Below are 23,441 nucleotides of genomic sequence, written 5' to 3'. Positions count from 1 at the left end.
CGGGTGGCAGCCGGTGCGGCAGGCCGATGCCACCCTGGTGACGCAACTGGCCGATGACCTGGCGCGGCGCATCGACGAGCACGGCCTGCGGCCGGGCACCCGGCTGCCGTCCATACGTCGGATGGCCGAGCAAAGCGGTGTCAGCCGCTTCACCGTGGTCGAGGCCTATGACCGGCTGGTGGCGCGCGGGCTGGTGCAATCCCGGCACGGCGCCGGATTCTTCGTGCGGGCCCGCAGCGCCTCCCTGACCGCCCTGGCGAGCGCACGGGTGCCGCAGGCCGCGCCCGAAACCCCGGTGCGGGTGGACGTGAGCTGGCTGCTGCGCAACATGTTCCGCGAAACCGCCGCCGGCATGCCGGGCGGCGCCGGCCTGCTGCCGCCCGAGTGGCTCGACCCCGACATGGTGGCCGCGGCGGTGCGGGCGGTGGGCCGCACGGTGCGCGGCAACCTGGTGTCGTACGGCAGCCCGCAAGGCTACGCGCCGCTGCGCCAGCAGCTGGCTTCCATGCTGCAGGCCGATGGCGTGCCGGCCCATCCGGAGCGCAATCTGCTCACCACCAATGGCGTGACGCATGGCCTGGACATCGTGGCGCGCCATCTGATCAAGCCAGGCGACACGGTGCTGGTCGAAGACCCGGCGTGGTTCGTCATCTTCGGGCGCCTGGCTGCATTCGGCGCGCGTCCCGTCGGGGTGCCGCGCGGCCCCGATGGCCCGGACCTGGCCATGCTCGACCGCCTGGCGGCCGAGCACAAGCCGCGCCTGTACATCATCAACGGCGCGGTCCACAATCCCACCGGCCATACCTTGTCGGCCGGCGCGGCCTACGACATCCTGCGCCTGGCCGAGCGCCATGATTTCATGGTGGTCGAGGACGACACCTATGCCGACCTGCACCCGGGCGGCGCCATGAAGCTGGCCGCGCTCGACCGCCTCGAGCGCGTGATCCTGGTGGGCGGCTTTTCCAAGATGCTGGCGGCCAGTCTGCGCGTGGGCTATATCGCGGCCGGGGCCGAGACGCTGCAGCGCCTGACCGACCTGAAAATGCTGGCCGGGCTGACCTCGCCGGAGCTGGGCGAGCGGGTGGTGCACCGGGTGCTGGTCGAAGGGCAATACCAGCGCCACATCGAGCGCGTGCGCGCGCGCGTCAACGAAGCGCGCCTGCGCAGCATCCAGGCCCTGCAGCAGCTCGGGCTGTCCGTCCCGCACGAGCCGCACGCCGGCATGTTCGTCTGGGCCGACTGCGGCCGCGATTCCGAGCCGGTGGCGCGCAACGCGGCCGAGCGCGGCATGCTGCTGGCGCCGGGCACCCTGTTCTCGCCCAGCGGCGCGCCGTCGACCATGCTGCGGTTCTCGGTCGCCATGGTCGATACGCCGGGCATCTGGCAATCGATCGCCGCGGTGATGGCGCAATAGGGCCGACGAAGCCGCGCCGGGCATACGCCGATCCGCAGAACTGAATATACTTTCCACAGATCCCGCCTGTCCGGCGTTTCACCATTCGAGGTTGCAACCATGTCCGCCGCTATCAAGCCCCTTACCGAGAATTTCGCCGTCGCGCCCCAGCTGGGGCCGGCCGACATGGCTGATGTGGCCGCCGCGGGTTACAAGAGCGTCATCATCAACCGGCCCGATTTCGAAGGCGGCCCCGACCAGCCGACCGCCGCCGATGTGTCGCAGGCCGCCCAGGCGCTGGGTTTGCAGGTCGAGTACCAGCCGGTGGTCGGCAGCGCGATGACCGCCGCCGACGTCGCGCGCTTCGCCGAGCTGTTGCGCACGATGCCGGGCCCTGTGCTCGCCTACTGCCGTACCGGCACCCGTTGCACCAACCTGTTCGCGGCCGCCCAGCAACTGGGTTGACGCGGGTCAAGGGCGGGTCTCCCCCGGGGTGCGTCGGCGGGTGGTTTTCCGTTAGCATGGAGTCTCTTACCAGACAGGAGCAGGCAGCATGTTCAAGAAGATCCTGATTCCCACGGACGGTTCCCCGCTGTCCGCGCAAGCAGCCAATGCGGGCATCTGCTTTGCCCGCTCCACCGGCGCCGAAGTCGTCGCGCTGCATGTCACGCAGCCGTTTGCCGCCACCATCGGGTTCGATGGCATGGCCGCCGCCTACGCCATTACCGACGAAGACTACGAAAAGGCCTCGGCCGAACAGGCTGAGAAATACCTCAAGCTGATCCTCGACCGGGCCGAAACCGCCGGGGTCAAGGCCGAGTCGCGCGCGGTGTCCAATTTCAACGTGGCCGACGGCATCGTCCAGGCCGCCGGCGAGGCCGGCTGCGACCTGATCTTCATCGGCAGCCACGGCCGCAGCGGCCTGTCGCGCCTGCTGCTGGGCAGCGTGACCGCCAAGGTGCTGTCGCTGGCCCACACGGCCGTGCTGGTGTACCGGGTCAAGGAAGACAAGGACAAGAAATAGCGCCGGCAGTCCCGGCGCCGTACACGCCCCGCCGGCCGCAGGCCGCGGGGCTTTTTTTCGGCCTGTCGTCGATGGCGTACGACAGTGTGCCTGTCCCGGCGGGGACAGGCACGCCCGCACAGCGGGCGCAGCGTGGGGGTTTTCCTGGGCCCGGGTGCCTGTCCCGGCGGGGACAGGCACCTCCGGCGACAGGACGGGACAGGCGCGGGAGATGTCCCGCGCCTTGCGGCAAGCCACCCCGGCGACGCCAGGGATATCTGCCATGGGCGGCGCCAGTCGTAGTATTGTCTGCAATAGCGCATCGGCGCCAGATCCAGCCACAGCCGATTGCAGCGCAGGTGCGCAAGGCGGCGCGGACGACCTCCGCGACGCGTGGAAAAACCACGATCCCTTGCCATCAAGAGGCCATCATGACTCGCAGGACGAGCATCGAACGCTACCGCAACATCGGCATCAGCGCCCATATCGACGCGGGCAAGGCCACCACCACCGAGCGCATCCTTTTCTACACCGGCATCACCCACAAGCTGGGCGAGGTGCACGAAGGCGCGGCGACCATGGACTGGATGGAGCAGGAGCAGGGGCGCGGCATCACCATCACGTCGGCCGCCACCACGGCGTTCTGGCGCGGCATGGCCGGCAATTATCCCGAACACCGCATCAACATCATCGACACCCCGGGGCACGTGGACTTCACCATCGAGGTCGAGCGCTCGATGCGGGTGCTCGACGGCGCCTGCATGGTCTACGACTCGGTGGGCGGCGTGCAAGAAGTCGCAACTGTCATGGTGGTTTTACCAGGCCAGTGATTAAAGTGACATGAAAAAGTGTACCGGTACTGTACCGATATCTATGCGTAGAGTGACACCAATGCGCCGGCACGGCAAGCCCGGCCGGCCGCTTTCTCCCATCCAGAGGCAAATCTTTCCCATGTCACCTCCTAGCTGTGAACTGTCAATAGGTTGTATTCGTCCAGGTTGAGTCTGGAGATGGGTACAGCGCGCCCGATGCCTTGGTGGGGTCGATGCCAGTTGTAGTGGTGTAGCCAGGATTTCATGGCATCGGCTCGGTGTTGGGAGTTCTGGTAGGTGTGAGCGTAAGCCCACTCACGCAAGGCCGACTGGATGAAGCGTTCGGCCTTGCCATTGGTCTGTGGGCGGTAAGGTCGGGTAAAGCGGTGCTTGATGCCCAGCTCATGGCACAGCGCGGCGAAGGCGCGGCTGCGAAAGGCCGAGCCATTGTCGGTGAGCAAGCGCTGGATGGTCACGCCCAGGCGCTGGTAGTAGGCCACTGCGTCCTTGAGGAACTGGACGGCGCTGGGGAAGCGCTCGTCGGGGTGGATGTCGGTGAAGGCCACGCGGGCGTGGTCATCGATGGCCACGAAGACGAAGTCCCAGCCGGCCCCCTCAACGGTATCGCGTCGGTTGCCCGTGACCCGGTGGCCAGGGCGCTGGATACGTCCCAGCTTCTTGATGTCGATGTGCAGCAGATCGCCGGGGGCCTGATGCTCGTAGCGCACCACCGGCTCGGCCGGCTCCAGGTCGGCCAGGTGCGACAGACCGGCGCGGGCCAGGACGCGGCTGACGGTGCTGGCTGACACGCCCAGCGCCTGGGCGATGCGCGCTTGGGTCAGCCGCTTGCGGCGCAGCTCCACGATAGCCAGCGCCTTGGCCGGCGCAATCGCTCGGGGCGAGACCGTCGGGCGCGAGGACGCATCGGCCAAGCCCGCCTGGCCCTGAGCCAGGAAGCGGCCCAGCCATTTGCGCACAGTCGGCGCGGTGACCCCATAGGCGCGGGCCGCTTCAGGCACACAAACTTGATGGGCGATCAATTGCTGGACCATTTCGAGTCGACGTAGGAAGGTCAATCGGGCATGCTTATGGGTGTTCATCCGGCCGGGCTCCTTGAGTGAACTGGGGGGTTGGCGATTTCCAGTTTCTCAAATCCGGTTCGGATGAACCATGCATACAACCTATTGAATCTTCACAGCTATCCGGTGCGCCTGCGCGACGTGGCCAAGGTGGAGATCGGCGCGGCCAATGATCGCGTGCTGTCGCGCTACAACGGGCGTTCGGCCATCAATATCGGCCTGACGCGCCAGTCCACCGCCAATCCGCTGGAGCTCTCCAAGGCGGTGCGCGCCGAGATCGTGCAGCTCAACCAGAGCCTGCCGGCCGGAATGAAGCTGAACATCGCCTATGACTCGTCGGTGTTCATCGAGCGCTCGATCGACTCGGTGTTCAAGACCATCGGCGAAGCCATCATCCTGGTGGTGCTGGTGATCTTCTTCTTCCTGCGCAACCTGCGCGCCAGCATCATCCCCATCGTCACCATCCCGGTATCGCTGGTGGGCGCCTGCGCCCTGATGTACCTGTTCGGCTTTTCGATCAACACCCTGACCCTGCTCGCGATGGTGCTGGCCATCGGGCTGGTGGTCGACGACGCCATCGTGGTGCTGGAGAACATCTTCCGGCACATCGAGGAAGGCATGCCGCGCAAGCAGGCGGCGTTCCAGGGGTCGCGCGAGATCGGCTTCGCGGTGGTGGCGATGACCCTGACCCTGGTCACGGTGTACGCGCCGCTGGCGTTCGCCACCGGCCGCACCGGGCGGCTGTTCATCGAATTCGCGCTGGCGCTGGCGGGCGCCGTGCTGGTGTCGGGCTTCGTGGCGCTGACGCTTACCCCCATGATGTGCTCGGTGCTGCTGCGGCACCAGTACAGCCACAATCGCTGGTACAACCTGATCGAGGGCTGGCTGGAAGCGCTGGGGCGCGGCTACCGGCGCGCGCTGGAGCTGGCCTTGCGCCATCGCTGGACGGTGGTGGGCGTGGGCGCCGTGGTGGCGGCCGCCAGCGGGGTGCTGTTCTCGGTGGTCAAGAGCGAACTGGCCCCGATCGAGGACCGCGGCGTCGTGTTCGGCATCGTCAGTGCGCCCGAAGGCGCCACGCTGAACTACACGCTCGACAGCATGCTGGGTATCGAACAGTTCTACGCCGCCATCCCGGAGGCCGCCACCGCCCAGGTGACGGTGGGCTTTCCGACGGTCACCGACGGCACGGCCATCCTGCGCCTGACGCCCTGGGAGGAGCGCACCCGGCGCCAGCAGCAGATCGCCCAGGAGCTGCAGCCCAAGTTCGCGTCGCTGCCGGGCGTGCGGGCGTTCCCGACCAATCCGCCCTCGCTGGGGCAGTCGGCCCGTTCCAAGCCGGTGGAATTCATCATCATGAGCCAGGCCTCGTATCCCGAGCTGGCCAAGCTGGTCGGCGTGTTCACCAATGCGCTGCGCGACTATCCCGGCCTGCAGAACATCGATACCGACCTGCGCCTGAACACCCCCGAACTGCGCGTGCACGTCGATCGCGACAAGATGGCCGACGTGGGGGCCAGCGTCGAAGTGGTCGGGCGCACCCTGGAATCCATGCTGGGGGGGCGGCAGGTTACGCGCTACAAGGACCAGGGCGAACAGTACGACGTGATCGTGCAGGTGGTGCAGGGCGACCGCGCCACGCCCACCGACATCTCGGGCATTTACGTGCGGGCGCGCGATGGCAGCATGGTGCAGCTGGACAACCTGCTGTCGGTGCGCGAAAGCGTGTCGCCGCAGTCGCTCAACCACTTCAACCGCTTGCGCGCGGTCAAGGTCGACGCGGCGGTGGCGCCGGGCTATGCGCTGGGCGAAGTGCTCGACCACATGCACCGGGTGGCGCGCGACGTGCTGCCCAATACGGTGATCACCGACCTCGATGGCCAGTCGCGCGAGTTCCGCGACTCGTCGGGCAGCATCTACCTGGTGTTTGCCATGGCGCTGGCCTTCATCTACCTGGTGCTGGCGGCCCAGTTCGAGAGCTGGCGCAATCCCTTCATCATCATGCTGTCGGTGCCGCTGTCGATGACCGGGGCGTTGCTGGCGCTGTGGCTGACCGGCGGCACGCTGTCCATCTACAGCCAGATCGGCCTGATCACCCTGGTGGGGCTGATCACCAAGCACGGCATCCTGATCGTCGAATTCGCCAACCAGCTGCGCGACCAGGGCAAGGCCATGCACGAGGCCGTGGTCGAGGCCAGCGTGCTGCGCCTGCGTCCCATCCTGATGACGACCGGCGCCATGGTGCTGGGCACCGTGCCGCTGGCGCTGGCGCAGGGCGCGGGCGCCGAATCGCGCCAGCAGATCGGCTGGGTGCTGGTCGGCGGGCTGATGCTGGGTACACTACTGACTTTGTTCGTGGTGCCGGTGGCGTATTCGATGATCGCCGCGGCGCGCCCGCAAGGGCAGCGCACCGGCGCCAGCCATACCGGGCCGGCCGTCGTGCCGCCCGCCTCGGAGTAGCACCGCTTATGCGCCAGATCATTTTCGATACGGAAACCACCGGCCTGGACCCGGCCCAGGGCCATCGCATCGTCGAAATCGGTTGCGTCGAGATCGTCAACCGGATGGTCACGGGCAACAATCTGCACCTCTACCTGAACCCCGACCGCGACAGCGACCCCGAGGCGCTGGCGGTGCACGGCCTGACCACCGAGTTCCTGGCCGACAAGCCGCGCTTTGCCGAAGTGGCCGAGCAATTCCTGGCTTTCATCGCCGACGCCGAGCTGATCGCCCACAACGCCGCGTTCGACGTCAAGTTCTTCAACGCCGAGCTGCAGCGCATCGGCCGCGATCCGCTGAACACCCACTGCGAGAACATTGTCGATTCGCTGCTGCATGCGCGCAGCCTGCACCCCGGCAAGCGCAACTCGCTCGACGCGCTGTGCGACCGCTACGGCATCTCCAACGCCCACCGGACCCTGCACGGCGCCTTGCTCGACTCGCAGCTGCTGGCCGAGGTCTGGCTGGCGATGACGCGCGGCCAGGACGCCTTGCTGATCGACGTCGATGACCAGGGCGCGAACGCCAACGGCGCGTTGGTGCTGGGCAAGTTCGATGCCTCGGTGCTGACCGTGCTGGCCGCCAGCGAAGCGGAATTGGCCGAGCATGCGGCCTATCTGCAGGCGCTGGACAAGGCGGTCGGCGGGGCCTGCGCCTGGCGCGCGATCGAGCCGCTGCCCGCGGAATCCGGGCAGCCTGGCTGAGCCTGCGGGCGGTCGTTTGCACACAATGTTTTTTTCGTGCTAGAATTTCGCCTCTTTCGGGGTGGTTAGCTCAGTGGTAGAGCACTGCCTTCACACGGCAGGGGTCACAAGTTCGAAACTTGTACCACCCACCAGCATCCCAGAAGGGCCGGTCGCTTGCAAAAGCACCGGCCCTTCTTCATTTCCGCTTCCTTTTTTCTACCTTTGCGCGAGCGCGTGCTGCGTCTTGTGGCGCGGGCGGGCCGTCGCCGTTGATTTGGCGCAAGCCTGCGCCATGCGGTAGAGTCCGCAAGGCAGGCACGGCAGCTAAGATGGGGCGGGGTTGCCGTTTTGGGGAGGCGCCGGTGGCGCGCGCGGGCCGCATCGTCGCGGGGCGGCCGCGGCCAGGTCAACCAGGGAGAACAAAAGCATGCACCCGGATACGAACACGATGCTGATCATCATCGCGGCGGCCGTCGCCTTGATGATCGTGGGCTTCGGCCTGCGCGACCGCAACCTTGGCCTGGGCCTGCTGGGCATCGGCCTGATCGCCGCGCTCGCGACGATCGCCTACAAGGCATACATTACCTTCAACTCTTTCTACTACTGAGCCGGCCGCGGGGCCGGCACGCGCGGCATGTTAGGATGCGCCGCGTGCGGACGGCCGGGTGCTGTCTGTGCGCATCCCCGGGCCTGCGCGCCAGGCCTGGGCTATCGTCGAACAACGACCATGGCTTGCGCGCCGCCCGTTCATTATCCATGGACCTCCGTGGCGCCTGGCCAGCCAACAGGAGGATGATGTGTTCAAACTGATGTCTCGTTCAGCCGTGAAAATGGTTGAGCGCTATTTGCCCGACCCTTACGTATTCGTGGTGCTGCTGACGCTGGTCGCCGCCGGCGCGGCCATGATCATCGAAGGCCAGACCCCCATGGCCGTCGTGCGCTGGTGGGGCAACGGCTTCTGGGGGCTGCTGACTTTCGCGATGCAGATGCTGCTGGTGCTGGTCACCGGCTACATGCTGGCCAGCACGCCGCTGGTCAAGCGGATGCTGGCGCGGCTGGCCAGCCTGGCCACCAGCGCCGGCGGGGCGATCATCCTGGTCAGCGTGGTGTCGCTGGCCGCCAGCTGGATCAACTGGGGCTTCGGGCTGGTGGTGGGCGCGCTGTTCGCCAAGCAGATCGCCCGCCAGGTGCGGGTCGATTACCGGCTGCTGGTGGCCAGCGCCTATTCCGGCTTCATCATCTGGCACGGCGGTCTGGCCGGCTCGATTCCGCTGACCATCGCGACCGAGGGGCATTTCTCCGCCGACAAGATCGGCATCATTCCCACCGGCGATACGATTTTCGCGGTATTCAACCTGGTGATCGTGGTGGCGATGTTCATCCTCGTGCCGCTGGTCAACCGGCTGATGCTGCCCGACGAGAAGGAAAGCGTCTATGTCGATCCGGCGCGCCTGGAAGAGGCCTCGGTGCCGGCCTCGGACGACGACAAGCGTCCGGCCGCGCGCCTGGAGAACAGCAGGCTGCTGGCCTGGCTGATCGCCGCGGGCGGGCTGGCCTACATGTTCGACTACTACGTCGTGCGCGGCGCCGGCCTGAACCTCAATGTCATCAACTTCAGCTTCCTGATTCTGGCCATCCTGCTGCACGGCACGCCGCGCCGCCTGCTGGCCAGCCTGGACGAAGCCATCAAGGGAGGCGCGGGCATCGTGATCCAGTTCCCGTTCTATGCGGGAATCATGGCCATCATGATGGACTCGGGGCTGGCCGCCACCTTGTCCGAGTGGTTCGTGTCGATCGCCTCGGCCGCCACGCTGCCGTTCTGGACCTTCATCAGCGCCGGCATCGTGAACATCTTCATTCCGTCGGGCGGCGGGCAATGGGCGGTGCAAAGCCCCATCGTGATCAGCGCGGCGCAGGCGCTCGGCGCGGATATGCCGAGGGTGGCGATGGCCGTTGCCTGGGGCGACGCCTGGACCAACATGCTCCAGCCGTTCTGGGCCTTGCCGGTGCTGGCGATTGCCGGCCTGAAGGCCAAGGACATCATGGGCTATTGCATCATCCAGCTGCTGGTGACCGGCGTCATCATTTCGGTGGGACTGAGCTTCTTCTAGCCCGGCGCCAGCCGCCTACCTGCCCTCGGGCAGGGGCGGCGCGCCCAGTTTCTCGAAGGCTTCCACGGCGCCGTCGTGCAGGGGAATGCTCAATCCGCGCCCGGCGTTGGCCGCGGATACCTGCGCGCCCTGCGCGGACCCGGCGGCCAGCAGGTCCTGCCCGGCCCGGTATACCACGTCCACCATATGCGCGGCCTCGTCGCGCGTCAGATCGGCCGTGGTGACCAGCAGCGCCGCCATGCCCACCGTGGGGATGGCCGCGGCCTGGCTGGGGTAGGTGTTGGCCGGGATGTCCAGCGCCATCAGGGTCGGATCGGCCTGCACCAGCTTGTCGATCGCAGCCCGGTCCAGCGGCAGCAGCGCCAGGCGCGCCTGGGTCAGCGCCGCGCGCAAGGGCGCGGCCGGCGTACCGATGACCTGCGCCACCGCGTCGACCCGTCCTTCGCTCAGCTGCGGCAGGGCCGCGGCGGCCGGCGTGTCGATGACTGCATAGTCGCGCCCCGGCTGCAGCCCATGGGCTGCCAGCACGGTCTCCAGCGTGGTGCGTACCGCCGAGCCCGACGGGCCCAGGGCAATCTTCTTGCCGCGCAGCGCGCCCACCGTGGCGATGCCATCGCCCTGGCGCACCACGATGTGCACCAGCTCCGGATACAGGCTGCCCAGCGCGCGCAACCCGGAGAACGGTCCCTGGCTTTCGAACGGCCCCTTGCCCTCGTAGGCCAGTTGCGCGATGTCGGCCTGCGACAGGGCGGCCACCGCCGCGCCGCTGCGCAGCATGGCCATGTTGTCCGCGCTGCCGCCGGTAATGAGGGGAATGACGCGCACCTGCTCGTTGCGCCCGATCGCGGCCAGCGCCTGGCCGAACGCCAGGTACTCGCCCTTGTCGGGGCCGGTCGCCAGCGGGTAGCCCTTTTGCAGGCGGGCAAGCCGGCCATTGATGCGCGCCACCGAGCGCTCCAGCTCCTGTTGCACCACGTGCTGGGCGGTGCTGGAGGCGCTGTAGGGCACGGAACGCGTGATCTGCTCCAGCGTCTGGAGCAGCTGGCGCGTCACCGGCGGCGGCGCGCCGGTGTCCAGCGAGGGCGCTTCGGTGGCCGTGAAGCTGGCCGGGGCGACGTGCACCCATTGCTCTGCGTCGCGCTGGTAGATGGCGCTGGCGTGGGCGACGATCTGGTCGCCGGCGGCATTGCCGCTGGATTTCACCCCCGAGATGCTGCGCGGCCCGGCGCCCAGCAGGCTGACCAGCGCGGCGGCGCCGGGCTGGTCCCAGGCGCCCAGGGTGAGGTCCTTCTTCAGGCCCAGCACCACATCGTAATAGACCACCCGGCGCGTCTGGCCCGGCGGGGCCGTGCTGTCGGTGGCCGAGCCCATGCGGCGCAGCGCGACGATGTCGAACAGGTCCGGGCCGTACGTGGCGGCCAGGGTCTGGCCGACATCGCGCTGCAGGATCTCGGTATCGGGAGCGCGGCTGCAGGCGGCCAGCAGCAGGCAGGCGGAGAGAATGAGCCAGCGGATGAACATGGTCACATGCCTCCCACGAACGGCAGGGCGATCAGCGAGGTCAGGACGATCACGTTCAGGATGTCGACCAGGAACGCGCCGGTGACCGGCACCACGATGAACGATTCGGGCGCCGGGCCGTGGCGCCGCGTCAGCGCCTGCATATTGGCGATGGCCGTCGCGGTGGCGCCCATGGCGAAACCGCAGAACGCCGCCGCCATGACGGCCGCCTCGTAGTCGCGCTTGAGCATCCGGAACACCGCCCAGCCGGCATACAGCGCGCACACCAGCGCCTGCGCCACCAGCATCAGCGCCAGCGGGCCGGCCAGCCGCACCACGCTGGACAGGTCCAGCGTCATCATGGTCAGGCCCAGGAACAGCGACAGCGAGATCGATCCGATGATTTCCGAGACCCGGTCGTCCAGCCGTATGCCGACGTATCCGCCGAAGTTGCGGATGATCGCGCCGGTGGCCAGGCACCACAGGAAATTCGGTAGGCTGATCGGGGCGTCCTCGACCAGGCCCGCCAGGTAGGTGCCGACCACGACCGTCACGAATACCGCCGTCAGCGAGGTGATGAACGACGTGGCGGTGGGCGCCTCGGCGGTGGTCTCGACTTCGGGCAGTACCTGGTTGGCGTCCTTGCCGGCCATGCGCGGGTCCAGCTTGTGCCGGCGGATCAGCCATTCGGCCACCGGGCCGCCGATGATGCCGCCGAGCACCAGGCCGATCGTGGCGGCGGTCATGGCCAGCGCCATGACGTCCTGGATATTGTTGATGTCGGCAAAGCGCGCCGCGTAGGCGGCGCCGGTGCCGTGCCCGCCCACCAGGGTGATGGTGCCGCCGATCAGCCCCATCAGCGGATGCATGTCCAGCAGCCAGGCCAGGCCCAGGCCGACGGCGTTCTGCAGCACCAGGAAGGGAATCAGCGCCAGCAGGAAGGCGATCAGGCGCGGCCCGCCGCGCGCCAGCAGCTTGAGGTCGGCGGTCAGGCCGATGCAGCCGAAGAAGATCAGCAGCAGGGTGGGTTTGATGTTGGTCTCGAGCGAGATCTGGATCCCGCCCCAGGTGTCCAGGGCGGTGGCCAGGACCGCGAACAGCAGGCCGCCGACGATGGGGTCGGGAATGCTGTAGCGCGACAGCACGCCGATGCGCGTGGTCAGAATGCGGCCTGCGACCAGCACCAGGCAGCAGGCCAGAAGCGACTGAACGGGCGTGAGGGAAATCATGCGAGCCTTTGGCCCTCCGGGGCCGGTTGAAACCTCAGGACGAACTAGCGCTGCGCGAAAGCCGTGGCCGGGCGCAACGGCGCGTGCGCCTGGCCGGCTGCTCCATGACCGGCCTGTCCGCTGGCCGGATTTCCGGGCGGCGGGCAGTCTCGCTGATGGCCTATTGTGGGCCAGTTGACCGCCGGGCTCAATATTTCAGCCGGCCAGGTCGGCGCGCACCATGTAGCGGGCCCCGTCGCCATAGCCGGCCAGCTTGGCGCGCAGCGCGTCCGAATCCGCCAGGGGCTGGTAGCCGTGCCGCAGCCAGTAGCCGACGGCCTGGGCCAGCGCCACCAGGCTGGCGCGCCGCAGGCCCAGGCGCCGCGCCTGCGCGCGTCCGCCGGCCAGCAAGGCCGCGGCCACGCCGCCGCCCTGGGCGGCGGGCAGCACGGCGCAATCATGGACGAACCAGGTATCGGCGGCGCCCGGCAGGCGCTCGAGCGATCGGTCCAGGGCCGGCGGCAGGCCGGCGTCCCAGGGATAGGCGATCAGGTAACCGATGAGATCCTGGCCGTCCAGCGCGACCTGGCAGGTGGCTGGCGCGATCTCGATCCGGTTCTGGAACAGGGCGGCGCTCTCGAGCAGGCTGGCCGGGTACACAGCGGCCTGGACTCGCAGCACTGCCTCCACGTCGGCCGGCCGCATTGTTCGCACAATGTAACTTTGGGGCACGTACTTCTCCGTTCGGGGTGCGGCGATTTTACCGAAGCCCGGCGAACGCTCCCAACGGCAGCGGATTTGATGAAAATTTGACGGGGCTTCACGAATACTGGCGGCCGTTCCCGTCAATTTCGCCGTGGTGTGTTCATGTATACCGAATTCCGATCCCAGCTGCTTGCCGGCGCCGGCACGTCCGCCGCCGGGCAGTCCGCGCGCATGGCGGTGCTGGCGGGGGACGGCGCCACCGGCGTGCAGGTCAGCTGCGTGGTGCCGGGCCTGAACGAGGCGGCCAACCTGCGGGTGCTGGTGCCGGCCCTGCGCGCCTGCCTGGAGCAATGGTGTGCCAGCTGGGAAATCATCGTCGTCGACGACGGCAGCACCGACGATACCGCCGAGCTGATGGCGCAATGGTCCGCGGTCGAGGGCATCCGCTACGTGCAGCTGTCGCGCAATTTCGGCAAGGAGGCCGCCCTGACGGCCGGCCTGGAAGCCGCGGACGGCGACGCCGTCATCTGTCTGGACGCCGACATGCAGCATCCGCCCGAACTGATAGGCGACATGCTGGCGGCCTGGCGCAACGGCGCCGACATGGTCTACGCGGTGCGGCGCCAGCGCGACGACGAGCCGTGGTTCAAGCGTGTCGGCGCCCGCGCGTTCTACCGCCTGCTGAGCACGGCGCGCGGCGTCGAGGTGCCGCCGCACGCGGGCGACTTCCGCCTGATGGACCGCCGCGTGGTCGAGGCCCTGGTGGCGCTGCCCGAACGCACCCGCTTCATGAAGGGGCTGTATGCCTGGGTGGGCTTCAAGTCGCAGGCCGTGCCCTACACCCCGCAAGCGCGCCGCCATGGCGCCAGCCACTTCAGCGCCTGGAAGCTGTTTCGCCTGGCCTGCGACGGCCTGACCGCCTTCACCACCTGGCCGCTGCGGCTGGTCAGCCTCATCGGCGTGCTGTTCGCGCTGCTGTCGCTGTCCTACGGCGGTTACCTGGTGGCCGACTATCTCATCAGCGGCAACGCGGTGTCCGGCTGGACCACCATCGTCACCGCGCTGCTGTTCTTTGCCGGCATCAACCTGATTTCGCTGGGCGTGGTGGGCGAGTACGTGGCCCGGATCTTCGACGAAGTGAAAGGCCGGCCCCTGTTCATCGCCCGTCAACGCCGCGGGCGCGCCAAGCGCGCGGCCAAGGCGCGTTCCCAATGACTCTCGCTACCCGATCCATGCAACCCCATGCGGTTTCCCCTGGCCAGGCCAGGTCCTGGCCCCTGCCCGCGGCGGGCTGGCTGCTTCTCGCGGTCGGCGTCTGGCTGGCCTTCCTGTCCTGGATGCGGCCCCTGGCGCTGCCCGACGAAGGGCGCTACGCCGGCGTGGCCTGGGACATGCTGCGCAACGGCTCGTTCGCGGTGCCGCTCATCGACGGCATGCCGTATTTCCACAAGCCGCCGCTGTACTACTGGCTGGCCGAGCTGTCGTTCCGCCTGTTCGGCGTCAACGAATGGGCGGCGCGCCTGCCCTCGGCGCTGGCCGCCTGGGCCAGCGCCGTCGCGCTGTACCTGTTCGTGCGCCGCCATCGCGACGCCGCGTCCGCGACGCTCTGCGTGCTGGTGCTGGCCACGCTGCCGCTGTTTTTCGGCGGCGCCCAGTACGCCAACATGGATATGCTGGTGGCCGGCATGATCACGCTGTGCGTGCTGGCCGGCGCCGACACGGCGCTGCGTGTCCGCGGCGGGCAGGCCTGGCGCGCCATGGCGCTGGCCACCGGCGTGTGCGCCGCGCTGGCCATGCTGGCCAAGGGGCTGATCGGGCTGGTGCTGCCGGGCGCGATCCTGCTGGCCTGGCTGGCGTGGCGGCGCGACTGGCGCGGCCTGCGGGCCTTGCTGTGGCCGCCCGCCATCCTGGCGTTCGCGGTGGTGGCCGTGCCCTGGTTCTGGCTGATGCAGGTACGCTACCCGGGCTTTTTCCAGTACTTCTTCGTCCACCAGCATTTCGAGCGTTTCGCGCAGACCGGCTTCAACAATGTGCAGCCGTTCTGGTTCTACCTGCCCGTCATCGCGGGCCTGGCATTGCCGTGGTCGTTGTGGGCCGGCGGCTTGCTGCGCAAGCAATTCTGGGCCGCCGACGCCGACCCGGACGGCTTGCGCCGCCTGGCGCTGGTCTGGCTGGCGGTCATCGTGGCGTTTCTCCATGCCGCAGTCCAAGCTGGTCGGCTACATCATGCCGGTGCTGCCGCCGCTGGCCTTCCTGCTGGCCGAAGTGGTGATGGGCGCCTTGCGCGACCCGGCGGTGGCGCGGGCCACGCGCCGCATGGCGCGCGTCAGCGCCCTGGTGGCGGTGGCCATCTGCGTGACCGCGGTGTTCGTGGCGTCGTTCAACGCCCGCGGCAGTTCGCGCGAGCTGGCCCTGTCGCTGCGCGGCGAGCTGCGGCCGGACGACACGCTGGTGGCCCTGCATACCTATCCGTTCGACCTGCAGCTGTATGCCCATGCGGCCCGGCCGATGTGGGTGGTCGACGACTGGAGCAACCCCGAAATTCCCAAGCGCGACAATTGGCGCAGGGAGCTCTACGACGCGGTCCAGTTCGAGCCGGCCCTGGGCGAGCGGCTGCTGGTCTCGGCAGATACTTTCCAGCAGCGCCTGTGCCAGGCGCCGGAGGGCAGCCGTTACTGGGTCTGGGGCACGGCGGCCGACGAAGAGGCGTACGCGCCGCTGCGCGGCCAGGCGGCGCGCTTTGCCGACGCGCGGCGCAGCCTCTGGCTGGTGCTGGTGGACGAAGCCTTCAAGGGGCGTGTCTGTGACGGAACGCCCACAGGCGGCTAGCTGTGAAGATTCAATAGGTTGTATGCATGGTTCATCCGAACCGGATTTGAGAAACTGGAAATCGCCAACCCCCCAGTTCACTCAAGGAGCTCGGCCGGATGAACACCCATAAGCATGCCCGATTGACCTTCCTACGTCGACTCGAAATGGTCCAGCAATTGATCGCCCATCAAGTTTGTGTGTCTGAAGCGGCCCGCGCCTATGGGGTCACCGCGCCGACTGTGCGCAAATGGCTGGGCCGCTTCCTGGCTCAGGGCCAGGCGGGCTTGGCCGATGCGTCCTCGCGCCCGACGGTCTCGCCCCGAGCGATTGCGCCGGCCAAGGCGCTGGCTATCGTGGAGCTGCGCCGCAAGCGGCTGACCCAAGCGCGCATCGCCCAGGCGCTGGGCGTGTCAGCCAGCACCGTCAGCCGCGTCCTGGCCCGCGCCGGTCTGTCGCACCTGGCCGACCTGGAGCCGGCCGAGCCGGTGGTGCGCTACGAGCATCAGGCCCCCGGCGATCTGCTGCACATCGACATCAAGAAGCTGGGACGTATCCAGCGCCCTGGCCACCGGGTCACGGGCAACCGACGCGATACCGTTGAGGGGGCCGGCTGGGACTTCGTCTTCGTGGCCATCGATGACCACGCCCGCGTGGCCTTCACCGACATCCACCCCGACGAGCGCTTCCCCAGCGCCGTCCAGTTCCTCAAGGACGCAGTGGCCTACTACCAGCGCCTGGGCGTGACCATCCAGCGCTTGCTCACCGACAATGGCTCGGCCTTTCGCAGCCGCGCCTTCGCCGCGCTGTGCCATGAGCTGGGCATCAAGCACCGCTTTACCCGACCTTACCGCCCACAGACCAATGGCAAGGCCGAACGCTTCATCCAGTCGGCCTTGCGTGAGTGGGCTTACGCTCACACCTACCAGAACTCCCAACACCGAGCCGATGCCATGAAATCCTGGCTACACCACTACAACTGGCATCGACCCCACCAAGGCATCGGGCGCGCTGTACCCATCTCCAGACTCAACCTGGACGAATACAACCTATTGACAGTTCACAGCTAGCGCGCGCGCTGCAGGCCGACCAGGCGCGGCAAGGTGAACGCCGCGGCGAAATCGGGCACCAGCCCGATCCGCATGAACGACAGGCAAAAGCGCGCCGCTGGCGTGGCCAGCACCAGGTCGGCGCACAGGCACAGGCCGAAGCCGCCGCCGAAGGCGATCCCGTCGACGGCGGCGATCACCGGCTTGGGCATTTCCAGCAAGGCCCGCGCACAGGCGCCGATCGGCGCCATCCGGTCGCGTCCCTGCTCGGCGCTCATGGACGCGCCGCGCATGGTCGAGACGTCGCCGCCGCTGCAGAAATGGCCGCCCGCCCCGGCCAGGACGACGGCGCGCACCGCCGGGTCGGCCGTGGCGGCCTGGACCGCGGCCAGCAGGGCCGCGCGCATGGGAACGTCGATGGCGTTGCGGCGATCCGGCCGGTCGAGCGTGATGCGGGCCACCCCCGCGTCGACGTCGTAGCGGACGAACTCGGACACGCAGGCGGGTGCGGACATGCGGCTCTCCTGCCGGGTCACATGGGTTCCACGTTGGCGTCGCGCAACAGCTTGCGCCACACCTCGAGCTGCGCGTGCATGAACTGCGTGAACTCGGCCGGGCTGGAGGACGGCGGCGGCTCGGCGCCGGCGTTCTCGCGCAGGAAGCGGACCGTGTCCTCGCTGGCGTTGATCTTCAGGATGGCCTTGTTGACCACGGTCACCACCTCGTCGGGCATGCCGGCGGGGCCCACGATGCCCAGCCAGGAATAGACGTCGATGCCGGGAAAGCGCTCGCTCATGCTGGGCACGCCGGGCATGGCCGCCACCGGACGGGCCGTGGTCACGGCCAGCGCGCGCACCTTGCCCTGCTGCACGAACGCGGTGCCCGCGGACGTATCGACGACCATGGCCGTGACCTGGCCGCCGATCACATCGGTCAGCGCCTGGGGGCTGCTCTTGTAGGGCACCGAAATCATGTCCAGCTGCGCCTGCTTGGTCAGCGCCATGCCGGCGGCGAGGTGGGCCGTATTGGCGTTGGCCCAGGTCACCCTGCCCGGCTCGGCGCGCGCCTTGCCGATGAATTGGTCGAAGTCGCGGATCGGCGAGTCGGCGCCGACCACCAGCATGGACGGGATATCGGACAGGCGCGCGACGGCCGTGAAATCCTTGAGCGGCTCGTACGGCAGCTTCTTGAACAGGAACGGCGCGGCCGACAACGTGGAGTTCGACCCCAGGAACAGGGTGTAGCCGTCGGGCTGCGTGCGGGCCACCTGCGTGGCCGCGATGCTGCCGTTGGCCCCGGGCTTGTTCTCGACGACGAAGGGCTGCTTCAGTTCCTCGCTCAGGCGCGTCGCGTAGTAGCGGGCGACGTTGTCGGTGCCGCTGCCGGGCGCGAACGCCACCACGATGCGGACCGGCTGTTCGGGATAGGCGGCGTGCGCGGCGGCTGCCGCCAGCGAGGCGATGGCGGCGCACAGGGCGCGGCGTATCAAAACATTCATCATGTCTCCTTGTACGAGTGGGATGGCTCTTTCAGGCCATCTGTTGCAATAGATCCCGGACTTCCGGATCGGAGTAGCCGGCGTCGGCAAGCACCGACGCCCAGTCCTGATTGAGGCTCGGCGGCCGCTTGGGCGTGGTCAGGCGCATGCCGTCAAAGCGCACCGGCTGGGCCACGCCCTTGAGCGGCCCGGCATCGGTACCGGTCTCGGGGTAGTCGAACACCATGCCCGATTCGCGCGTGTGCGGATGCGCATCGACCTCGACCAGCGTATGGATGGGCGAACAGGGAATGCCGGCCTGCTCGAGCGCGGGCAGCCATTCGCCGCGCGTGCGCGCCGCCAGCAGTGCGCGCGTGGCCGCCAGGGTCTGCGCGCGGTTGGCCACGCGCTGCGCGTTGGTGGCAAAGCGCGGGTCGCTGGCCAGTTCGGGACGCTCGGCCAGGGCGCAGAAGGCGCGCCACAGCGCATCGTTGGCGATGCCCAGGATGATGGGCTTGTCGGCGGTCGCGAAATCCTGGTACGGGCACAGCGACTCGTGCCCGGCGCCCGCGCGCGCCGGCTCGGTGCCGCGGGCCCAGTAACCCTGCATGAAGTAGCCCATGAAACCGAGCGCGGTATCGAACAGCGAGGCGTCCACGGTGACGCCGCGGCCGCTGGCGTCGCGCTGGCGCAAGGCCGCCAGGATGCCGATCAGGGCATGCAGGCCGGTGGCCTGGTCCACCGGCGAGAACGGGCTGCGCACCGCGCCGCCCTCGGTCTCGCCGGTGATCGAGATCATGCCGCAGAACGCCTGCAGCACCACATCGAACCCCTTGCCGTGGCTCAGGCTGCCGACCGGGCCGAAGCCGGAGATGGCGCAGTACACGAGGCGGGGATTGATTTCGGACAGGGCCTCCCAATCGACGCCCAGCTTTTGCGCCACGCCCGGACCGAAGCTGTGGACCACCACGTCGGCCCAGGCGGCCAGCCGCTGCACCACGGCGCGCCCGTGCGCCGATTTCAGGTCCAGCGCGATGCTGCGCTTGTTGCGGTTGCAGCTGAGGAACACCGCCGCCTGGCCATCCTGGAACGGCGGCCAGCCGCGCGTATCGTCGCCCTGCCCGGCCGCTTCGACCTTGATCACGTCGGCGCCCATGTCGGCCATGTATTGCGTGCACAGCGGCCCGGCCAGGACCTTGGACAGGTCCAGCACGCGCACGCCGCCCAGCGGAGTGGGCGGCACGGAAGAAGAGACTGCAGCCATGATGCTCGATTAAAAGTTCAATGGTTGACCATTATATGGATAACCAAACGCTGTACAATGGCTGCAGCGATGAAAACCGTAGAGACAAACCCTAATCCGCTGGGTCCGATCAAGGCCGTGCGTTCGCGCGACCTGCTGGCCGACGCCCTGCGCGAACAGATCCTCAGCGGCGCCCGCCCCAGCGGCGTGGCCTTGCCTTCGGAACGGGAGCTCACCGAAGAGACCGGCCTGAGCCGCGCCGCCGTCCGCGACGCGCTGCGTGTGCTGGAAAGCGAAGGCCTGATCGAAACCCGCCAGGGGCGCTATGGCGGCTCGGTCGTCAAGCTGCCGGCCAACGACGCGCTGGCCCGCCCCGTGGCGCTGTTTGCCCGCGCGCGCGGCATCTCGCTGCAGGAGATGATCGAAGCCCGCGTCTCCATCGAGCCGACCATCGCCGAACTCGCCGCGCTGCGCCGCACGCCCGAAGACCTGCAGGCGCTGATACAGGCGACCGACCTGCTGCAGGAGGCCCTGCCGCACGTGGAGCAGTTCCTGGATCTCAACGTGCGCTGGTACTTCGCGCTGGCCGACGCCTGCCACAACGACCTGTTGCGCGCGTTCATCGTGTCCATCGCCGGCCTGATCCTGACGGCGACCAGCCGCGAAGGGCAAACGCCCGAACCCACCCGGCGCCTCATCCTGCAGTCGCACCGCCGCGTGGTCGAAGCCGTCATCGCCGGCGACGCGCCGGCCGCCCGCCGCCGCATGGAGCGCCACGTCGCCGGCTACCAGGAACACTACGAGCGGCTGGGCCTCACGCCTTCGGCGTGATCGCCGGCAAGCGTCGATGGCGTACGGCAATGTGCCTGTCCCAGCGGGGACAGGCGCACGCACGGGCAGACGCCATGAAATCTTGCAGGTGCCAGTCCCCATGGGGGGACAGGCACCTCGTCATGCGCCATGAGCGCGCACCGCTTACGCGTAGGCTTCCACCGGCAGGCAGGCGCACACCAGGTTGCGGTCGCCATAGGCGTTGTCCACCCGCGCCACCGGCGGCCAATACTTGTTCTCGCGCAGCGACGCCACCGGATAGGCGGCCTGCTGGCGCGGATAGTCGTGGTGCCATTCCTCGGCCAGCAGCATCTGGGCCGTATGGGGCGCATTGCGCAGCACGTTGTCGTCGCGGTCGCGTTCGCCGCTTTCGACCTGTGCGATCTCGGCGCGGATGGCGATCATGGCCTCGATGAAGCGCTCCAGCTCGGCCAGGCCTTCGGATTCGGTGGGCTCGACCATCAGCGTGCCGGCCACCGGGAAGCTCATGGTCGGCGCATGGAACCCGTAGTCCATCAGGCGCTTGGCGATGTCCTCGGCGCTGATGCCGCTGGTTTCCTTCAGGGGCCGCACGTCCAGGATGCACTCGTGCGCCACGCGGCCGTTGCGGCCCGCATACAGCACCGGGTAGTGGCCGCGCAGGCGCGTGGCGATGTAGTTGGCGTTGAGGATGGCCACCTCGGTGGCGCGGCGCAGGCCCTCGGCGCCCATCAACGCGATGTACACGTAGGAAATCGGCAGGATGCCGGCCGAGCCGTACGGCGCGGCCGAGACCGGGCCGACCTTGGCCTCGGGGTCCAGGCGGCCCCGGGCGTCGAGCACGCCCGGCAGGTAGGGCGCCAGGTGCGCGCGCACCGCCACCGGGCCCACGCCCGGCCCGCCGCCGCCGTGCGGAATGCAGAAGGTCTTGTGCAGGTTCAGGTGCGAGACGTCGGAGCCGAACTTGCCGGGCTGCGCCACGCCGACCATGGCGTTCATGTTGGCGCCGTCCAGGTAGACCTGCCCGCCGGCCTCGTGCACCGCATCGCAGATTTCGGTCACGGCTTCCTCGAACACGCCGTGCGTCGAGGGATAGGTGATCATCAGCGCCGCCAGGCGTTCGCCCACTTGCGCGATCCTGGCGCGCAGGTCGGCCAGGTCGACGTTGCCGTTGGCGTCGGACGCCACCACCACCACGTCCATGCCGGCCAGCTGGGCCGACGCCGGGTTGGTGCCGTGCGCCGAGGCCGGGATCAGGCAGACATTGCGCTGGGGCTGGCCATTGGCCTGGTGGTAGGCGCGGATCGCCAGCAGGCCGGCGTACTCGCCCTGCGCGCCCGAGTTGGGCTGCAGGCTGATGCCGTCGTAACCGGTGATCTCGCACAGCTGCGCCGACAGGCCCTCGATCAGCTCGCGATAGCCCGGCGTCTGCGAGGCCGGCGCGAACGGGTGGATCAGCGCGAACTCGGGCCAGGTGATGGGGATCATCTCGGCCGTGGCGTTCAGCTTCATGGTGCACGAGCCCAGCGGGATCATGGTGCGGTCCAGCGCCAGGTCCTTGTCGGCCAGCTTGCGCAGGTAGCGCAGCATGTCGGTCTCGGACTGCACGCTGGAGAACACCGGATGCGACAGGATGGGCCCCTGGCGGCGTACCGCCGCGGGGATGCCGTCCAGCGACGCCTGCGGCGGCGCCAGCGCCACCTCGTCCTTGCCCAGGCCGGCCGCGAACACATTGACCAAGGCCTGCAGGTCGGCGAGGGTCACGGTTTCGTCCAGCGACACCGCCAGGCGCGCGCCATCGACCTGGCGCAGGTTGATCCGGGCGCAATCCGCGGCGGCCAGGATGGCCGGGGTGGCCGCGCCGGTTTCCAGCGACAGCGTGTCGAACCAGGTGTCGTTGGCGACTTTCACGCCCAGCCCGGCCAGCGCGGCGCGCAGCGCGCCGGTGAGGCTTTGCACGCGCTCGGCGATGCGGCGCACGCCGCGCGGGCCATGCCACACGGCGTACAGGCCGGCCATCACGGCCAGCAGCACCTGGGCGGTGCAGATGTTGGAGGTCGCCTTCTCGCGGCGGATGTGCTGCTCGCGCGTCTGCAGGGCCAGGCGCAGCGCCGGGTTGCCCTGGGCGTCCTTCGAGACGCCGACCAGGCGGCCGGGCATGTTGCGCTTGTACGCATCGCGGCAGGCCATGAAGCCGGCGTGCGGGCCGCCGAAGCCGAACGGCACGCCGAAGCGCTGCGCCGAACCCACGGCGATGTCGGCGCCCCATTGTCCCGGCGGCTCGATCAGCGCCAGCGCCAGCAGGTCCGTCACGCAGGCGACCACGGCGCCCTGCGCGTGCGCGGCTTGCGCCAGTTCGCGGTAATCGGCCACGCCGCCCAGGCTGTGCGGATACTGCAGCAGCACGCCGAAGCATTCGGGCAGCCCGCGCGACTCGTCGCCGATCACCAGTTCGATGCCCAGGCCCTCGGCGCGCGTGCGCACCACTTCGAGCGTCTGCGGGTGGCAGTGCTGCGACACGAAGAACACCGGACTGGACGAACGGCTGCCGCGGCGCGCCAGCGTCATGGCCTCGGCCGCGGCGGTGCCTTCATCCAGCAGCGAGGCGTTGGAGATGTCCAGGCCGGTCAGGTCGGCGACCATGGTCTGGTAATTGAGCAGCGCCTCCAGGCGGCCCTGCGAGATTTCGGGCTGATACGGCGTGTAGGCGGTGTACCAGGCCGGGTTCTCGAGCACATTGCGCAACACCACGTTGGGCGTGTGCGTGCCGTAGTAACCCTGGCCGATGTAGTTGCGATAGATCTGGTTGCGCGCGGCAATCCGCTTCAGGTCCTGCAGCACATCGGTTTCGCTGCGCGCGGCGGGCAGCGCCAGTGGCGCGCGGCTGCGGATGCGGGGCGGCACGACTTCGTCGATCAGGGCATCCAGGCTGGCTGCGCCGATGGCGACCAGCATCGTGGCCTGGTCCTCGTCGGAGGGGCCGATATGGCGGGGAATGAAATCGGAATGGGTGTCAGGGGCGCGCGACATGGTTTTCTCGAAATAACGGGGAGGCGGGGCC

18 protein-coding genes, 1 tRNA gene and 3 pseudogenes are annotated in these 23,441 nt (G+C 68.5%); 14 read left to right on the top strand and 8 right to left on the bottom strand.

Translation table 11 applies throughout. The features are described from left to right. Positions 1-13 precede the first annotated feature (13 nt). The 4 genes and pseudogenes from BN118_RS17630 to BN118_RS17615 form a co-directional block, all read left to right on the top strand. The gene (locus BN118_RS17630) at positions 14-1,414 is read left to right on the top strand and encodes an aminotransferase-like domain-containing protein (protein ID WP_014906085.1); all 1,401 of its coding nucleotides are present in this window, start codon (positions 14-16) and stop codon (positions 1,412-1,414) included. Positions 1,415-1,513: 99 nt separating this feature from the next. Next, positions 1,514-1,858 (top strand): protein tyrosine phosphatase family protein, encoded by a 345-nt coding sequence (locus BN118_RS17625; RefSeq protein ID WP_003820700.1) that lies wholly within the window; start codon positions 1,514-1,516, stop codon positions 1,856-1,858. An 88-nt stretch (positions 1,859-1,946) separates the two neighbouring features. Then, positions 1,947-2,417 carry a universal stress protein gene (locus BN118_RS17620; RefSeq protein WP_003814701.1) on the top strand — a complete coding sequence of 157 codons (471 nt, stop codon included), beginning with the start codon at positions 1,947-1,949 and terminating at the stop codon, positions 2,415-2,417. 410 nt (positions 2,418-2,827) lie between these two features. Continuing rightward, a pseudogene (locus BN118_RS17615) lies at positions 2,828-3,187 on the top strand (GTP-binding protein); the annotation flags it as partial. A 170-nt stretch (positions 3,188-3,357) separates the two neighbouring features. Here the strand turns inward: BN118_RS17615 and BN118_RS17610 are convergent. Further along, positions 3,358-4,308, bottom strand: coding sequence for an IS481-like element IS481 family transposase (locus tag BN118_RS17610; RefSeq protein WP_005012067.1), 951 nt, complete (start codon positions 4,306-4,308; stop codon positions 3,358-3,360). A 17-nt stretch (positions 4,309-4,325) separates the two neighbouring features. Between BN118_RS17610 and BN118_RS21125 the strand changes: the two genes are divergently transcribed. The 6 genes and pseudogenes from BN118_RS21125 (at position 4,326) to BN118_RS17585 (ending at position 9,580) form a co-directional block, all read left to right on the top strand. Next, positions 4,326-4,460 (top strand): hypothetical protein, encoded by a 135-nt coding sequence (locus tag BN118_RS21125; RefSeq protein ID WP_257792199.1) that lies wholly within the window; start codon positions 4,326-4,328, stop codon positions 4,458-4,460. After that, positions 4,396-6,744 (top strand): annotated as a pseudogene (locus BN118_RS17605) (efflux RND transporter permease subunit); the annotation flags it as partial. The gene BN118_RS21125 and the pseudogene BN118_RS17605, both read left to right, overlap by 65 nt. Positions 6,745-6,752: 8 nt before the next feature. After that, a complete protein-coding gene (dnaQ, locus tag BN118_RS17600; protein ID WP_003814730.1) occupies positions 6,753-7,487 on the top strand; it encodes a DNA polymerase III subunit epsilon in 735 nt (244 codons plus the stop codon). A 59-nt stretch (positions 7,488-7,546) separates the two neighbouring features. Next, positions 7,547-7,621 (top strand) — tRNA-Val (locus BN118_RS17595). 275 nt (positions 7,622-7,896) lie between these two features. Then, entirely contained in the window at positions 7,897-8,076 is a 180-nt protein-coding gene (locus BN118_RS17590) for a hypothetical protein (RefSeq protein WP_003814728.1), read from the top strand. A 190-nt stretch (positions 8,077-8,266) separates the two neighbouring features. Further along, on the top strand, positions 8,267-9,580 hold the full coding sequence (locus BN118_RS17585; RefSeq protein WP_003814726.1) for a short-chain fatty acid transporter: 1,314 nt from the start codon (positions 8,267-8,269) through the stop codon (positions 9,578-9,580). A 15-nt stretch (positions 9,581-9,595) separates the two neighbouring features. Here the strand turns inward: BN118_RS17585 and BN118_RS17580 are convergent, their stop codons facing one another. From BN118_RS17580 to BN118_RS17570, 3 genes are all read right to left on the bottom strand, one after another. Further along, positions 9,596-11,107: a TAXI family TRAP transporter solute-binding subunit gene (locus tag BN118_RS17580; protein WP_010929786.1), complete on the bottom strand. Its 1,512-nt coding sequence runs from the start codon at positions 11,105-11,107 to the stop codon at positions 9,596-9,598. Continuing rightward, positions 11,104-12,309: a sodium/glutamate symporter gene (gene gltS, locus BN118_RS17575; protein WP_010929785.1), complete on the bottom strand. Its 1,206-nt coding sequence runs from the start codon at positions 12,307-12,309 to the stop codon at positions 11,104-11,106. The genes BN118_RS17580 and gltS overlap by 4 nt, the downstream gene beginning before the upstream one ends. A gap of 195 nt (positions 12,310-12,504) precedes the next feature. Beyond that, positions 12,505-13,020 (bottom strand): GNAT family N-acetyltransferase, encoded by a 516-nt coding sequence (locus BN118_RS17570; RefSeq protein WP_014906084.1) that lies wholly within the window; start codon positions 13,018-13,020, stop codon positions 12,505-12,507. Positions 13,021-13,149: 129 nt separating this feature from the next. Between BN118_RS17570 and BN118_RS17565 the strand changes: the two genes are divergently transcribed. The 3 genes and pseudogenes from BN118_RS17565 (at position 13,150) to BN118_RS17555 (ending at position 16,871) form a co-directional block, all read left to right on the top strand. Further along, complete coding sequence (locus BN118_RS17565; RefSeq protein WP_003814720.1) at positions 13,150-14,208, top strand: glycosyltransferase family 2 protein; 1,059 nt, start codon at positions 13,150-13,152, stop codon at positions 14,206-14,208. Then, positions 14,205-15,822: pseudogene (locus BN118_RS17560) on the top strand (ArnT family glycosyltransferase). Before BN118_RS17565 ends, BN118_RS17560 begins: the two are co-directional and overlap by 4 nt. 98 nt (positions 15,823-15,920) lie before the next feature. Beyond that, positions 15,921-16,871 (top strand): IS481-like element IS481 family transposase, encoded by a 951-nt coding sequence (locus tag BN118_RS17555; RefSeq protein WP_010930048.1) that lies wholly within the window; start codon positions 15,921-15,923, stop codon positions 16,869-16,871. On the opposite strand, the gene BN118_RS17550 is transcribed toward BN118_RS17555, so the two are convergent. Genes BN118_RS17550 through BN118_RS17540 form a run of 3 tightly spaced genes read right to left on the bottom strand, consistent with a single transcriptional unit; the run spans position 16,868 to position 19,591 of the window. Next, the gene (locus tag BN118_RS17550) at positions 16,868-17,365 is read right to left on the bottom strand and encodes an enoyl-CoA hydratase/isomerase family protein (protein WP_019249674.1); all 498 of its coding nucleotides are present in this window, start codon (positions 17,363-17,365) and stop codon (positions 16,868-16,870) included. The genes BN118_RS17555 and BN118_RS17550 overlap by 4 nt on opposite strands. Positions 17,366-17,382: 17 nt before the next feature. Further along, the gene (locus tag BN118_RS17545) at positions 17,383-18,351 is read right to left on the bottom strand and encodes a Bug family tripartite tricarboxylate transporter substrate binding protein (protein WP_010929680.1); all 969 of its coding nucleotides are present in this window, start codon (positions 18,349-18,351) and stop codon (positions 17,383-17,385) included. A gap of 28 nt (positions 18,352-18,379) precedes the next feature. Beyond that, positions 18,380-19,591, bottom strand: a complete 1,212-nt coding sequence (locus BN118_RS17540; RefSeq protein WP_010929679.1) for a CaiB/BaiF CoA transferase family protein — start codon at positions 19,589-19,591, stop codon at positions 18,380-18,382. Between the two features lie 69 nt (positions 19,592-19,660). On the opposite strand from BN118_RS17540, the gene BN118_RS17535 reads away from it, so the two are divergent. After that, on the top strand, positions 19,661-20,401 hold the full coding sequence (locus BN118_RS17535) for a FadR/GntR family transcriptional regulator (RefSeq protein ID WP_014906083.1): 741 nt from the start codon (positions 19,661-19,663) through the stop codon (positions 20,399-20,401). A 144-nt stretch (positions 20,402-20,545) separates the two neighbouring features. Here BN118_RS17535 and gcvP read toward each other — a convergent pair whose 3' ends face one another. After that, positions 20,546-23,410, bottom strand: coding sequence for an aminomethyl-transferring glycine dehydrogenase (gene gcvP / locus BN118_RS17530; RefSeq protein ID WP_014906082.1), 2,865 nt, complete (start codon positions 23,408-23,410; stop codon positions 20,546-20,548). Positions 23,411-23,441 lie beyond the last annotated feature (31 nt).

This window comes from Bordetella pertussis 18323, from assembly GCF_000306945.1.
Lineage (GTDB): Bacteria > Pseudomonadota > Gammaproteobacteria > Burkholderiales > Burkholderiaceae_B > Bordetella > Bordetella pertussis.
Note: the sequence above shows the minus strand (reverse complement) of the source record. Positions and strands in the feature narration are given on the sequence as shown.

What these genes read in the sequence shown, in the direction of transcription:
- gltS (WP_010929785.1), bottom strand. Translation starts at nt 12,309, where the DNA reads ATGATTTCCCTCACGCCCGTTCAGTCGCTTCTGGCCTGCTGCCTGGTG.
- BN118_RS17545 (WP_010929680.1), bottom strand. Translation starts at nt 18,351, where the DNA reads ATGATGAATGTTTTGATACGCCGCGCCCTGTGCGCCGCCATCGCCTCG.
- BN118_RS17550 (WP_019249674.1), bottom strand. Translation starts at nt 17,365, where the DNA reads ATGTCCGCACCCGCCTGCGTGTCCGAGTTCGTCCGCTACGACGTCGAC.
- BN118_RS17610 (WP_005012067.1), bottom strand. Translation starts at nt 4,308, where the DNA reads ATGAACACCCATAAGCATGCCCGATTGACCTTCCTACGTCGACTCGAA.
- BN118_RS17555 (WP_010930048.1), top strand. Translation starts at nt 15,921, where the DNA reads ATGAACACCCATAAGCATGCCCGATTGACCTTCCTACGTCGACTCGAA.
- gcvP (WP_014906082.1), bottom strand. Translation starts at nt 23,410, where the DNA reads ATGTCGCGCGCCCCTGACACCCATTCCGATTTCATTCCCCGCCATATC.
- dnaQ (WP_003814730.1), top strand. Translation starts at nt 6,753, where the DNA reads ATGCGCCAGATCATTTTCGATACGGAAACCACCGGCCTGGACCCGGCC.
- BN118_RS17620 (WP_003814701.1), top strand. Translation starts at nt 1,947, where the DNA reads ATGTTCAAGAAGATCCTGATTCCCACGGACGGTTCCCCGCTGTCCGCG.
- BN118_RS17625 (WP_003820700.1), top strand. Translation starts at nt 1,514, where the DNA reads ATGTCCGCCGCTATCAAGCCCCTTACCGAGAATTTCGCCGTCGCGCCC.
- BN118_RS17535 (WP_014906083.1), top strand. Translation starts at nt 19,661, where the DNA reads ATGAAAACCGTAGAGACAAACCCTAATCCGCTGGGTCCGATCAAGGCC.
- BN118_RS17590 (WP_003814728.1), top strand. Translation starts at nt 7,897, where the DNA reads ATGCACCCGGATACGAACACGATGCTGATCATCATCGCGGCGGCCGTC.
- BN118_RS17540 (WP_010929679.1), bottom strand. Translation starts at nt 19,591, where the DNA reads ATGGCTGCAGTCTCTTCTTCCGTGCCGCCCACTCCGCTGGGCGGCGTG.